This window comes from Frigidibacter sp. SD6-1, from assembly GCF_030143255.1.
Classification (GTDB): Bacteria; Pseudomonadota; Alphaproteobacteria; order Rhodobacterales; family Rhodobacteraceae; genus TMP-24.
In genome coordinates, this window is the sequence record NZ_JARJNR010000017.1 from 24,886 (window position 1) to 38,284 (window position 13,399).

Genomic DNA, 13,399 nt, shown 5'->3' on the forward strand with positions numbered 1-13,399 from the left:
GGCTGTGCTAGTCAGGTTGCAGGAGAGACCCGCATGATCCTGCTGCACCACATCACCACGCTGATGGACCGTCACGCGCCCGCGCAGACCGCTTTGGCACATTCGCCAAGCGGGATGCATTTCCTGCGCCGCAGTGCCCCAACCGGGCAGGATGCCAATGTCTACCGCCCGCTTCTGTGTCTGGTACTTCAGGGCGCCAAGGAGGTCGCCACCAGCAGCCGGATCCTGCGCGTGGGCCCGGGGCAATCGCTGGTGGTCAGCCACGCCCTGCCGGTGGTCTCGCGCATCACCGAAGCCACGATCGACGCGCCCTATGTGGCGCTGGTCTTTCCCATCGACCTCGATCTTTTGCGCGGGCTTACGCCTGACGTGTCCCCGCGCATTGGGCAGGGGGTGCGCGATCCGTTTGCGATCTCGCTCTGCCCCCGCGATCCGGCGATGGAGGATGCCTTGCTGCGCTATCTGCACCAATGCGAAAGCCCCGAGACCCACCGCCTGCTGGCTCCGATCACCGCCCAAGAGATCCACGCGCGTCTCCTGTTGGGTCCCCATGCCGAACCGCTTCAGCGGTTGCTATGGCACGAAACGACTGCCAGCCGCATCTTTGCGGCCACGCGCGCGATTCAGTCCGATCTGGCAAAGCCGCTCGCCGTGGGTGACCTTGCCCAGCAGGTCGGGATGAGCACTTCGGCCTTTTTCGAGCATTTCAAGGCCGTCACCGGCACATCGCCCCTGCAATACCAGAAGGACCTACGTCTTTTGCGCGCACGCGAAAGCTTGCGACAGACGAATGCCAAGGTCTCGGACATCGCCTTTACAGTCGGCTACGAAAGCTCGGCCCAGTTTTCACGCGAATATGCCCGCAAGTTCGGCGTGCCGCCCCGACAGGACCGCGTGCTTCACGCGGCGGAATAGGAACTTGAAACCGTCAAGCCTCGGCTTGCCGCTCGCCACATCCGACATTGGCCTCAACTGCTCGTCTCGCGGATCAGGCTTCGCGCTCCATCCGAATGCGGTTGCGCTGATTTCGCGTAGACCCTCGGGCTTGCTGACGCCATCAAAGCAAATCAGCAAATTGCTCCAAATCGGCAACCGTGGCGACCAGCCCTTGCTGCGTCAGGATCGACAGATACTCTGCAACGCTCTTGGGCGGGTTCTTGAGGCGCGCGCGAACTTTGCGCAGCGCTGAGCAGACCAAACCTGGCGCGAGAGACAGCTGGTTCCGGAAAAAGTCATCGGGATGCTGGGTCTCGATGCCAAAGGGCGCAAGTGCCTCCGGCGGGAAGTCTTTCAAATTCTGGGTTACGATGGCGTCGCACCGTCCAACGATTGCGGCCGCCAGAACGTGCCGATCATCTGCGTCCGGTAACGTAAGGGCCGGCACCAAGGCCTCGTAGCCGGTTACCAGGCAGTCGCGTGTCGCCCTGTCCATCAAGTCGCGGGTTCGCTCCAGCGCCGCCCGCTCCCGATAAGGTTCATTGCGCAGAAGTGCGTCGATCCATTCCCGATGGATGTCAGCCGTCCACTTCGCCTTGAAAAGATCCGTGACCGCCAATTGCATCAGCGCGTCCCGCATGGGCGCAGGGTAGAGAACATTAGCGTCGAACAGCACCGTGTACTGGCTCATTTCGAGCCATAGCCCATATCCTGGTCCTGTGCGTCGGCGGCCAGTTGATCAAGGACGGCTTCGCGCTCGTTGTCGATGGCTGCCTTGTACGACATGACGTCTTCCATGCGGACGCGGCGATGCTTGCCGACCTTCCGATACGGGATACTGCCATCCTCGAGCAGTTTGATCAGGAACGGCCGCGAGACATTCAACACCTCTGCCGCCTGGACAGTCGAGAGTTCGGCGTTCTCAGGAATGATGGTAACACCGCGACCGGCTGCCATCGCCTCGAGGACCTCCATGAGTAGCGCAACAGCGCCCGCAGGAAGTTCGATCAGTTCCATCTGTTCCGCGTCTGTAACGCGAAGCTTCAAGGGTCCTCGGGTCGCCGCAAAGCGCGACAGGGCCTGTCCGGAGACGCGCGCGATTGCCGCGTCCTGCGGAGTCGGTGGAAGATGCCGGTGTGCCAACATGTTCATGGTGGTCTCCTCTCCGTTTTGTACAGTCTACCACCATATATGAAATAAGTGCAACAAATGCATTAAGTGCACAGAACTTCTCAGGATGCTCTGCTGCGTGAGGACTTTTGCGCCCTTGCGCCTGTGCCACCAACGTGATCAGCGAAGTCTGAAGCGGTCTTCAGTTCGTAGTCCGCCACATCCGATAGCGTCCTTGCCCGGTCACCTCACGGATCAGACCACGCGCTTCCATCCAGACGAGGTTGCGCTGGACAGCGGCGCGACTGGCGCCGGTCAGAGCTTCGGCCATCGGGGCCGATACAAGGGGCCATTCGGTCAACACGGCGCGCAAGGCACGCGGGGTCTTGCCCGAAAGTGAGGTCATCTCGGCTTCCGCCCGCACTGACCATGCCTCGATATCGTCGAGGTGCCGCATCGCGGTCAGACACGCCGTCTCCATTCCGTCAAGCCAGCGGGCTAGACGTTCAGCGGGTGGACCACCGACGCGCAGCCCCCTTGCCCCGCCCATGGTCAGAGGTGCGAAGACTGCGCCCTTGCCCTCGCTGGCCGCGATCCGCGCGGCCGTGACGGCCGCCTCCATCCGGTCACCCTGCTGCCCGAGGCCCGCGAGGCTCCAGAGGTGAAAGCCCAAGCAAGCACGGGTTATGGGGTGCAGCTCGGCAGCTTGCGCCATTAGGACCAGCCAACCGCCCGCGCGATCCGCGAAAGGTTCGGCCTCGTCATCCAGATTCTCGGGGTCGCGGCGGTCAAGGAAGGCGGACAGGTCCACCTCCGGTCCCGGCCCACCGGATAGCCGCCGCACCGCCCAACCGACCCGCGCGAGCGCGGCAGTGTCGTCCTGTACCCCTGATAGGCGCATGGAGATCCAGAGCGCCAGTCGATCCGGGCCGATGCGGTCACCCGCGAACCAGCTAAGGTCAGCGGCCTCAATCAGGGCAAGCCTGTGCCGCCATCCTTCCGGGCCGCGTTTCAGACGGTCGTCAAACGCACCGACGCGGCTGGCCACACGAGCAAGACGCGCGGCATGGCCTGCCTCTGCTTTCCGCCAATCCTCGAGGACTTCGGCTTCACACGGTTCGGCACGTGGTCCGGGCGGCAGATAATCCGGTTCCTCCTCCATCGGGCTCGGCAGGAACCACAGATCGTCCTCAGACGCCTGTTCCACCTCCTCACCGTCGAGGATGAGAAAATCATATTCATCATGCAAGACAGGCGTTTGAGGCTTCATATGTGCAAAATAACTTATTTTTGCACTTTACCCAAGGGTTTCGTCAGAGTGCCTTCACGTACTTAATATAGCACGCGCAAGCGAGGCCCGGCGAGGGCTCTCTGATCTCGCTGACCGTACCGAAACCAAGGGCTTTCTGTTGAGCAGGGCCACAGAATGCGTCCTTGCATCCGTTTACAAACGGTCGTTTATTAGTAGTATATGAAATTGCAAACGGCCTGTTTTGATGCCCCTGATCGGCTATGCGCGCGTCTCGACCGAGGATCAGACCCCCCTGCCCCAGTCGCAGGCCCTGAAATCCGCGGGCTGCGCAGAGATCCATGAAGAGCAAGCATCGGGAGGGAACCGCGCGCGGCCCGTGCTGGCCCGCGTGCTCGAGCGGATTAGCAAGGGCGACACGCTGGTTGTCGTGCGCATCGACCGTCTGGCGCGGTCGCTGTCGCACCTCCTCGAGGTGATCGAACGGCTGGAAGCCAGAGGCGCCTTCTTCCGATCGCTCATGGACCCGATCGACACGTCCTCGCCGCAGGGCAAGTTCACCCTGCAGGTTCTGGGTGCTGCGGCCGAGTTCGAGCGGGCCCTGATCCGCGAACGCACCAAAGCCGGGCTAGCCAGTGCAAAGACTAAAGGCCGGGTTGGCGGCAATCCGGGCCTGCGCGCGCGGGATCCGGCGGCGCTGCGCAAGGTGAGGCTGGCCCGGCAGGACGGCTACATGGAGCGGCTGAATGAGACGGCGCAGGACTGGGTTCCCCATGTCCGTCGCCTGCGCCCCAACTTGGCCTGGGAAGACGTGGTGCGCATCGTCAACGGCCCCCTGCCCCGCGAGCGCCAATGGACGCAAAGCCGGCTTTTGCGCGCCGTTAGCGCCTACGTCCGCGACGGCTTTCTGCCCGAGAGTGTGCTCGCCCGCGCCGACCGCCGCGAGACCGACGACCGCCTGCCCGCCATCGTCGCCGCCATCAAGGGCGCGGACCCCGACATCACGCTTCAGGCGATCTGCTCCCGGCTGGAGGCGATGCGCGAGCGCACGCCCCGCGGGCGGACAAGCTGGCAGCCGTCATCCGTGAAGATGCTGCTAGAGCGTGCCGAGAGGCTGGGGCTGCTAGAGTGAAGTCGCGGGAATCGGTCGCACGATTCTGAAGATCTGCGTTACGTAGGCGTCGACAATACATGTTGTGGCCACGACATCGCGGGCTACGAACTGTTGAAGTGCTCTACGAACAAGGTTGCCCAAGACGCTGATACTTCAAGGTTTTTTCTCGTCAGAAATTCGCCGTCTCAACGCCCCTAGGCCGCTCAACGGTTTGGACTGGATTTACTCACCAAAACTGTTAAGGTCTACAAAACAATAAAGACTTGAGGGCAGTGATGAGCGGGATACGGGCCTCCCAAAGATTCGATGTAATGTCCAAGCGGCTCGGTAGCCGGTTGCGTGAACATGCGCAGGAGACGTTCCCACCGGATGCCCAGAAGGGTCTCCGTCGCTTCGCGATGCGGGAAGCAGCCGATCTGCTTCGGATCAACCAGAACACCTTCCGCCATCATGTGTCAAATCTCGAAGGTTTTCCGGAAGGCCTGCTCGAGGGTGGCAACCGCCGCAGCTTCTCTGCCGAGGACATGGTCGAAGCCCAACGCGTCCTTCTTGAGACGGGTAGGATCAAGCCCGATGAGCACCCTCACAGAAGAGCCGGCGAACCGTGCCAGGTCGTGACGATCTTCAACCTGAAGGGCGGCAGCGCGAAAACATCGACCGTTGCTCATGTTGGTCAGCTTCTGGGCCTGCGCGGCTATCGGGTCCTGCTTATCGACCTCGACAGCCAGGCAAGTCTGACAAACCTGTTCGGGGTTACCCCTGAACTCGATCCGGACATGCCGACCTCCTACGATCTGATCCGATCCGAGGGGCCCCTGCCCGCCTCAGATATCATTCGAAAAACGAACTTCCCGACAGTGGATCTGATTCCGGCATCCATGGACATCATGGAGTACGAGTTTGAGGTCGCTTTGAGCTTCAGACACGGTGCCACCACGTTCCACAGTCGGATCCGTGAAGCGCTTGAGCCTGTCTTGAACCGATATGATGTGGTGATCTTCGACACGCCGCCGCAGCTGAACTTCTCGGTGATCTCCGCCCTCTTTGCTTCCACTGGGGTCCTGATCCCGCTCAACGCATCCATGCTTGACGTCATGTCTCTGGCAAGCTTTCTCGGCATGGCGAGCAACCTGATGGGCGTCGTCGAGGCGCATGCTCCCGAGCACGGCCTGAACTTCGTGCGGGTGCTGATCACCCGCTACGAGAACACCGACGGTCCACAGGTCCAGATCTCGTCTCTGCTTCGGACGGTCCTTGGCGATGCGGTCCTCCCTGCCGAGTTCCTGAAGTCGACAGCGGTAGGTGATGCCGCAAACACCCAGCAGAGCATCTTTGAGGTCGAACCTCGCGACGTGAACCGCAGAACCTACGAGCGTGCGATCGAGTCCGTTTCGCGCGTGACCGACGAAGTCGAACGCGAAATCCTCAAGGCGTGGGGGCGTAGCCATGGCGCGTAAGGTCTTCGGGGACTCACTCAAGAACGCGATGGGCAATACCGCAACGCCGGACGAAGGTGCGGATCTCGATCTGAAGCGCACGAGCCCGACAGTCGCTCGTGCGCAGGCATCTGTGCTCGAAGAAGACAAACACGCCACGCGCCTGATTGACCCGAGCACCGTGCGGATGTCCGCGGTCATGGACCGTATCGATCCGAGCGATGGCCTAGAAGAACTTGTCTCCTCAATCCGGGAACATGGGCAAAAGGTTCCCATTCTTGTCCGCCGAACCCAGGACGGAGCACTTGAGATCGTCTATGGGCGCCGCCGTCTTCTCGCCTGTCGTGAGCTTGGTCAGAAGGTGCGTGCGACGGTCATGGAGATGACCGAAGAGGAAGCTCTGATCGCTCAAGGCGTGGAAAACAATGCCCGCCAAGACCCCTCGTTTATCGAGAGGGCCCTGTTCGTCGCTGGGATCATTCGGGAACTTGGTAAAACTGACGAGACACGCAAGAACGCACAGACCATCGCCTATCGGGCACTTCAGATCGACGAGTCGCTCGTCTCGCGGATGAACCGTATCGCAACCGGCATTCCGATGGAGCTGATCCAAGCTATCGGACCTGCACACGGCGTTGGTCGGCGAGTCTGGGAGAAGCTTTTCAGGCTGTGCGAGAAGGACGTCGCGAGAGCCAGAGAAGTTGCTCGTGAAATCCCCCGCAACTTGCCAGGCCCAGACCGACTTGACGCAGCGGTTACGCTGCTTACGGCCACCAAGGCAACTACACCCAAGGTTGAGCAAGGTGAGCGCGTGAAGATCGGCCGCAAAGGCAATCGCATCACCATCGATGTGGACCCTGACCTTGCCCCGCGCGTTGAAGACGCCATCCGGAAGCTGATCAGCGAGCTTCTTGACCGCGGTCAAGATGGCCCAGAGTGACGACCCCGTGTCTTGACCGCGGTCAAGACATCAAGAGCAACGAGCAGAAACGAAAGGAGGACCGGCTAGAAAAGGAAAGACCCCCCGAAAGCGGTGCTTCCGAAGGGCCTCAATCAGTCTCGACACCTGATTGATACCCTCAAAACGAATCGAGTTCAACACCGCTCGCGGTGACCGGGGAAGCTTTTTCTTCCGAAACACCATGAGACATGTAACCCAAACACGAACCGCCATGGCGGAACCGAGAGCTATTGCCTGCCCTACTATCTACGAACTTCTGGGACCGGTACGCGCCCTGCGGAAAGAACTTGGCCTGACGAGCAACGACATCACAGTCTTGACGGCCCTGATCAGCTTTCTTCCCCGTGATCGACAAACCACAAATGGTGAGACCCCACCCAAACTTACCGTTGTGTTCCCCTCCAACGCCTCCTTGTCTGAGCGCGCAAACGGCGTCGATGAGAGGACCCTTCGTCGCTGCTTGGGCCGTCTTGACGCAGCCGGCCTCATCGACCGGAAGAACTCGGCAAACGGCAAACGCTTCCCCCTGAGGTATGGCGGCATCATCCGGGACGCGTTTGGGATCGACTTGAACCCACTGATACAGAACCACGACGCACTGGCGGCCGAAGCGTTGAAGGTTGCGGAGAAGCGTGAACGCCTTCGCTCCCTCAGGGCAGAAGCACTAGCACTGCGCGCATCCCTCCTTCAGGACCAGCGCCTCGACGAAGCGCGATTGTCCTCACTCGGAACGATCAGGAACATCCTTCGACGAGCAACCCTCACGGTTGATGCAATCTTGCAGATCATCGCTGATCTCCGCGAACTCGGAGCCAAGGCCGCGCAGAGCTACGGAGAGTGCGAGAGTTCAAGCGTGCCCATAGACGAAGTCCCTGCACACGACCAAGCCCACAGCGATGCTAGCATGCGCGAAATGTCCGCCAGAAACGGACAAAATGACCGGCAGATAGAGTCCATAAAAAAAGAATCTATTAAGAAAGACGAGCAGGCAAAGCAGACCGGCGCTGACCAAAACAGTGCGGGGCCTTCCATGAACCGAGACCCTGCAAAAATGTCATGGACAGACTTCACACATGTCTCTGACTTCTTTCCAGACCCACCTCGAACAGGAGAAGCCCTCAACCGTGTTCTCTTCGACATCGGGCGATTGCTTAGAATACGCCAGGAAAAGCTGATGCGTGGCCTCCAGAAAACCGGCGCTGGACGGCTTCTAGTGATCTTAGATTACCTGTTGGGAAAAGGAGAAACGATCAGGCAGCCCGAGGCATACTTTGAAACGATCCTGGGCGCATAGAACAAGCAGCTTGGACTTCTTGACCGCGGTCAAGAACGCCGAAGAGAGAGAAAGGTTGGGGGTTTGATGGGTGACGGGAAGTGAGATCGGGAGAGTGGCTTCCGGCGCCCGTCGTGGAGAAGATCTGATGACAAAAGCGGCCCAGAACATCGTCCTGTCCCCATCGCGGGACATCCCCTTCAACAAGCTCATCCTGAGCCAGTCCAATGTGCGGCGTATCAAGGCTGGCGTCTCGGTCGAGGAACTGGCCGAGGACATCGCGCGGCGCGGGCTCCTGCAGAGCCTGAACGTGCGGCCCGTGGTCGATGCTGATGGTGTCGAGACCGGCACGTTCGAGATCCCGGCCGGGGGTCGTCGTTTCCAGGCGCTGTCGCTGCTGGTGAAGCAGAAGCGGTTGGCCAAGACCGCGCCGATCCCCTGCATCGTGCGAGATGCGGCGTCGGAGATTCTCGCCGAGGACGACTCGCTGGCGGAGAACATGCAGCGCGTCGCCCTGCACCCGCTGGACCAGTTCCGCGCCTTTCAGGCTCTGCGCGAGAAGGGCCAGGGCGAGGAAGTGATAGCGGCGGCCTTCTTCGTGACGCCGCAGATCGTCAAGCAGCGCCTGAAGCTCGCCTCCGTGGCCCCTGCCCTGCTCGACGTCTATGCCGAGGATGGCATGACGCTCGAACAGCTGATTGCGTTCACGGTGAACACCGACCACGGGCGTCAGGTGCAGGTCTGGGACGCGGTGAAGAACTCCTGGAACAAAGAGCCCTACGCCATCCGCCGCATGCTGACCGAGAGCTCGGTTCGGGCCTCGGATCGTCGCGCCGTCTTCGTCGGTATCGATGCCTATGAGGCCGCGGGCGGTGTTGTGCTGCGCGATCTCTTCCAGGGCGATGATGGTGGTTGGCTCGAGGACCCTGCCCTTCTCGATCGGCTGGTGGCCGAGAAGCTTCAGGCTGAAGCCGAAGCGCTCACTTCCGAAGGCTGGAAGTGGATCGAGGTCGCGACCGACCTGCCCTATGGCTACAGCCACGGTCTGCGGCGTCTCGTCGGTGATCCCGCGCCGATGACCGACGAGGAAAGCGCGGCCCACGCTTCGCTCCTCGCCGAGTATCGTGCGCTGGAAGAGGAGTGTTCCGGCCAAGACGAATACCCCGAGGAGATCGATGCCCGGCTCGGTCAGCTCGAGATGGCGATGGAAGCGCTCGATCAGCGGCCGCTGATCTACAACCCGGCCGAAATCGCGCGCGCTGGCGTATTCGTGACGCTGGATCGCGACGGCAGCCTTGCGGTCTATCGCGGCTATGTCCGGCCGGAGGACGAGCCGCGCGAGGAGACCGCGGTCCAGGATGGTGATGGCGCGGACGTCACGGGGCAGGGGGGTGATGTCGGTGTTTCCAGCTGGAAACCATCGGCCACCTCCGCCGGGGGCACCGTCATCACTTCGGGTGGTCAGCCGATCGGCGTGGATGCGTCTGATGAGGAAGATGACGGTGCGCAGAAGCCGTTGCCCGAGCGGCTGGTCATGGAACTGACGGCCCACCGGACCCTCGCGCTGCGTGAGGCCATCGGGCGGTCGCCGGGCGTGGCGCTGACGCTGCTGCTTCTGAAGCTGGTGAGGGATACCTTCCGCACCTCCTCTGCTTCGGGCAGCTGTCTCGAGGCCTCCGTGCGCCATGTCTACATGTCCGCTCAGGCGCCCGATCTGAAGGACAGCGTCGTCGCAAAGCTGGTCGATGAGCGTCACGCGGCCTGGGAGGCTGATCTGCCTCTCGGCGATGATGCCGCGCTCTGGGACTATTTGACCGTGCTCGACCAGGGCAGCCGTTTGGCGCTCCTGGCGCATTGCCTCAGCTTCGGCATCAACGCGCTCCATGAGAAGGTGAACCCCTATGGGGCGGGCATCTCCGCCAGCGGTCTGACCCGCCGCATGGCCCATGCCGATCTGGTGGCCCGTGCCGTCGATCTCGACATGGTCGAGGCGGGCTGGGAGCCGACGGTCGATGGCTATCTCAACCGTGTGCCCAAGGCCCGGATCCTCGAGGCCGTGCGCGAGGCGAAGGGGGAAGGGACCGCGCAGCTTCTCGATCACCTGAAGAAGGGCGAGATGGCCACAGAAGCCGAGCGGCTTCTCAAAGGCAGTGGCTGGTTGCCCGAGGTCCTGCGCCGAGCCGATCTGGTGACGTTCGATGGCGAGGCGGTCGGAGAAGAGCAGTGGGAAGATGCGGGCGAGCCCGAAGACATCGATCTCCCCGCCTTCCTGACGGCCGATCTGCCGGACAGCGATGCGTCGATGATGGCCGCGGAGTGATTTGAGCCATCCGGGGGGGCGGGGAAACCCGCCCCTTGCTCTCACCAAATACAGCAATATCAATATGATGAATGCGAACACTCGCATTCGGGATGAGGAATCATGTCTGCAACAACCATCATCGACGCGGCCCCCTTGGGGGCGCTGATCCGCTACACCGACGGCAGTCCCAAGCCGCCGGCACGTTTCACCAAGAAGCTGGCGGCCTGGGAGCGATCAAACGGTGTCGGCCGCCTCGTGAAGAAGGAACCGCCTCGGTCCTATCCGACCTGGACCGCTCCGGCCTCCTTCACGCTCCATGAAGGCAACTTCTCCTCGGACGGGGTGATCCTCGTCACCATCATGCGCAGCCATTCGGCGGACAGCCGTCTGATCTTCGAAGTGGCCGAGGAGCCGAAGCCCGGGCAGGTCCGCGTGCTCCTCGACTTCGGTGGCAACACTGAGCTGCTGCATCTGGCGGAATCCATCACCGCGGCCGAGCTCTGGATTGCACGGGAGGGCTATCGCAACGCGCGTTTCGAGATCGTCGGTGCTGATGACGGTGATAGGGCAGGGGGCGCGGACCTGGCCGCCTGAGCCCTGACAATGCGTGAGGGGGCCACCCATGGGAGGGCCCCTCACCGACCAGACCCTCGTCCCGCGAAATCGCGGGGCACCAAGGATCCATGCCCAAAGAAGGAGTCGTCAACCAAGAGCCTGCCCGGGAGGCTGGCGGCGTTCCAAGCATCAACGGGACAATCGGCTCCTGACTTTGGGGCACCATCCCCCGCTCGCCATTCCCTTCCTTGCCCCGAATCCCGTCTTCGAGATCAACCCGCGAGGGGTCGGACTACGGGCAAGCCCTTGCCGCCGGGTGGATTCGGGCGAGCCGAACGCACCCGGTGATGTCAGCCAGTCTTCGGGCCTGCGGGGTCCTGTCGCGCGGGGGATGGTCCCCCGCCTCCAAGACAGGAGCCAAACAGATGTCCCGCAAAGATGCTCACGCCTTCGCCGCCTCCCTCGCCGCCACGCTCATGGTCTCGATCGTCGTCTTCCAGGCAGGCGATGGTACCTTCGGCGCCGTCCCCGCCGATGAAATCGACGGCGACGAGGTTCAAGTGATCGCTGAGGTCGACCCGTGGGCATAAGGCCCACGGTTTGTCCCGAGAGCTCGGCATCGGGGCAGGGTCCCCGATCCGGTCCGTTCGGCTTTCAGACCTCTCGGTGGCCCGGAAATCTGAGCCGACGCGGAGGTCGGCACGACTGCCCAAGGAGCCGAACGCCCGGTGTCGGGCTTACGGTCCGCCCGACACGTCGAGGAAGAGTTTCACTAGGGCGACGTTGATGAAGTAGTTGTGCTTTCCAGAGCGGTGCTTTTCGACAAAGCCATGCTCAGCCAAGGTGTCGAGATACTTCGCGGCCGTCTGCCGACTGACATCCAGATCGTTCTGCAGATACTCGATCCGGGTGTACGGATGGCGAAACAAGTTGTTCAGAAGTTCCTGGCTGTAAATCTTCGGCAAGTCTTCACGTAGCCGATGCTTCACGTCCGCCATTTGCTGTCGGATGCCGGTGACGATCTCGACTGTTGTGGCAGAAGTCTCTGCAACGGCCTCCAGCATGTAGATGACCCAGGGTTCCCAATCGCCCGTGTCGCGCACCGCCTGAAGGTGCCTGTAGTAGTCCGCTTTGTTACGGGTGATGAACCGCGACAGGTAGAGCACCGGGATGTCGAGCAACCCCGTTCTGGTCAGATAAAGTACGTTGAGGATGCGCCCGATACGTCCGTTCCCATCCGGAAACGGGTGGATGCTTTCGAACTGATGATGGATCAAAGCCATCTTGATCAAGGGGTCGAGTGCGCAGAGGTCATCGTCGTTGATGAACCGTTCAAGCGCGGTCATGTGGCGGACAATTTCATGCGCATCCTGGGGGGGAACGAAGACGATCTCCCCTGTTTGCTCGTTCTTCAGGGCCGTTCCCGGGGTCGCACGAAACCCGTCGCTACGGCCCTTCAGCAAGCGGAACATGTCGATGAGCGCCGAATTCGGGATGAGGCCGCCGGTTTCGCCCAAGCGTGCGTATCCGAGGCGCAGAGCGTCGCGATACAGGGCTACTTCCTTTGCCGCAGGGGACTGCGGATCGTCAGGGAAAACATCCGCCTGAAACAGTTCATCCTGCGTAGTGACGATGTTTTCGACTTCCGACGAAGCTTTGGCTTCCTGAAGAGCCAGCGTGTCGATCAGGATGCCTTGGTTCGGAATGGTCTTGGCCTGACCCTTCAGATCCGCAAGCGCGCGGCTGGCGCGAGCGAGCGCCTTCAGGACCGGAACGGTTTCGATCTCGGCCGGGGGTGGCAGGGCGGGAATGGCATAGGTCGGCTTTAACATGTGCTCCGCGTCGTGTTAAGAAACCGTCGTTTTTCTAACATGATCGAACAGTCGTGTCAGCAAAAACCGGTTTCCTTAACTTGGGCCATGCTTCGCCCGGGCGGGGTCACCCAACTCCGTCAGACCGCCAGAGCGCTCGGGTCCTTGCCGGCGTTGATGTGGTCTGCGAACCACTGCGGTTTCCGGCCCCGGCCCGACCAGGTGAGGGCCGCGTTCTCAGGGTGCCTATACTTCGCGAGGGCCGGCGCACGGGTGGCTTTCACCTCAATACCGATCAGTTCGGCGAGGGAGTAGCCCATCTCCTTGGCGATGGCTTCCAGCTTAGTGCGGGCTTCGGCCTTATGACGGTCCTCATAGGTGGAAATCGCCTTGGCGAGGTCCTTCTGCAATTGCCGCAGTGCCTTGAGCGACATCGCCTCGAGATTGAAATCAGCCATTGGGCCCTCGTGTCCTGAATGATGCGTCCGGGATAGCCGTCAGGCTGCAACATCGCAACTCCCACGGAGGACGCCGCGATAGGGCAGGGGGATGAGGTTGGCTTGAGCTGCCGGGTCGGCGGTTTCACAACTGGGCACCTCGATTTTTTTGCCTTTCAGTTCCGGTTTGGCGGCCTGAAGCCTTCAGGAAGCGG

General features: G+C 61.6%; 13 protein-coding genes. 8 read left to right on the forward strand and 5 right to left on the reverse strand.

Annotated elements, in window-relative coordinates:
• Window positions 1-33 precede the first annotated feature (33 nt).
• Window positions 34-915: an AraC family transcriptional regulator gene (locus tag P0645_RS18790; RefSeq protein ID WP_284166086.1), complete on the forward strand. Its 882-nt coding sequence runs from the start codon at window positions 34-36 to the stop codon at window positions 913-915.
• Between the two features lie 142 nt (window positions 916-1,057).
• On the opposite strand, the gene P0645_RS18795 is transcribed toward P0645_RS18790, so the two are convergent.
• From P0645_RS18795 to P0645_RS18805, 3 genes are all read right to left on the reverse strand, one after another.
• Window positions 1,058-1,627 (reverse strand): PIN domain-containing protein, encoded by a 570-nt coding sequence (locus P0645_RS18795; RefSeq protein WP_284166087.1) that lies wholly within the window; start codon window positions 1,625-1,627, stop codon window positions 1,058-1,060.
• Window positions 1,624-2,088 (reverse strand): helix-turn-helix domain-containing protein, encoded by a 465-nt coding sequence (locus tag P0645_RS18800; RefSeq protein WP_284166088.1) that lies wholly within the window; start codon window positions 2,086-2,088, stop codon window positions 1,624-1,626. The genes P0645_RS18795 and P0645_RS18800 overlap by 4 nt, the downstream gene beginning before the upstream one ends.
• A 160-nt stretch (window positions 2,089-2,248) precedes the next feature.
• Window positions 2,249-3,208: a hypothetical protein gene (locus P0645_RS18805; protein WP_502855308.1), complete on the reverse strand. Its 960-nt coding sequence runs from the start codon at window positions 3,206-3,208 to the stop codon at window positions 2,249-2,251.
• A 334-nt stretch (window positions 3,209-3,542) separates the two neighbouring features.
• On the opposite strand from P0645_RS18805, the gene P0645_RS18810 reads away from it, so the two are divergent.
• The 7 genes from P0645_RS18810 (at window position 3,543) to P0645_RS18840 (ending at window position 11,526) form a co-directional block, all read left to right on the forward strand.
• Window positions 3,543-4,427 carry a recombinase family protein gene (locus P0645_RS18810; protein WP_140849166.1) on the forward strand — a complete coding sequence of 295 codons (885 nt, stop codon included), beginning with the start codon at window positions 3,543-3,545 and terminating at the stop codon, window positions 4,425-4,427.
• Between the two features lie 293 nt (window positions 4,428-4,720).
• Complete coding sequence (gene repA / locus P0645_RS18815; protein ID WP_181180961.1) at window positions 4,721-5,866, forward strand: plasmid partitioning protein RepA; 1,146 nt, start codon at window positions 4,721-4,723, stop codon at window positions 5,864-5,866.
• Window positions 5,856-6,785 carry a ParB/RepB/Spo0J family partition protein gene (locus tag P0645_RS18820; protein WP_140849162.1) on the forward strand — a complete coding sequence of 310 codons (930 nt, stop codon included), beginning with the start codon at window positions 5,856-5,858 and terminating at the stop codon, window positions 6,783-6,785. The genes repA and P0645_RS18820 overlap by 11 nt, the downstream gene beginning before the upstream one ends.
• 202 nt (window positions 6,786-6,987) lie before the next feature.
• Complete coding sequence (locus P0645_RS18825) at window positions 6,988-8,100, forward strand: helix-turn-helix domain-containing protein (RefSeq protein WP_284166090.1); 1,113 nt, start codon at window positions 6,988-6,990, stop codon at window positions 8,098-8,100.
• Window positions 8,101-8,227: 127 nt separating this feature from the next.
• The gene (locus P0645_RS18830; protein WP_284166091.1) at window positions 8,228-10,399 is read left to right on the forward strand and encodes a ParB/RepB/Spo0J family partition protein; all 2,172 of its coding nucleotides are present in this window, start codon (window positions 8,228-8,230) and stop codon (window positions 10,397-10,399) included.
• 102 nt (window positions 10,400-10,501) lie between these two features.
• Window positions 10,502-10,975 (forward strand): UCP036055 family protein, encoded by a 474-nt coding sequence (locus P0645_RS18835; protein WP_284166092.1) that lies wholly within the window; start codon window positions 10,502-10,504, stop codon window positions 10,973-10,975.
• A 386-nt stretch (window positions 10,976-11,361) separates the two neighbouring features.
• Window positions 11,362-11,526 (forward strand): hypothetical protein, encoded by a 165-nt coding sequence (locus P0645_RS18840; protein WP_167384016.1) that lies wholly within the window; start codon window positions 11,362-11,364, stop codon window positions 11,524-11,526.
• A gap of 147 nt (window positions 11,527-11,673) precedes the next feature.
• Here the strand turns inward: P0645_RS18840 and P0645_RS18845 are convergent, their stop codons facing one another.
• Together P0645_RS18845 and P0645_RS18850 are read right to left on the reverse strand one after the other, a co-directional pair.
• Window positions 11,674-12,768 (reverse strand): Fic family protein, encoded by a 1,095-nt coding sequence (locus tag P0645_RS18845; RefSeq protein WP_284166093.1) that lies wholly within the window; start codon window positions 12,766-12,768, stop codon window positions 11,674-11,676.
• A gap of 119 nt (window positions 12,769-12,887) precedes the next feature.
• Window positions 12,888-13,205 carry an H-NS histone family protein gene (locus P0645_RS18850; protein ID WP_127045248.1) on the reverse strand — a complete coding sequence of 106 codons (318 nt, stop codon included), beginning with the start codon at window positions 13,203-13,205 and terminating at the stop codon, window positions 12,888-12,890.
• Between the last annotated feature and the right edge of the window lie 194 nt (window positions 13,206-13,399).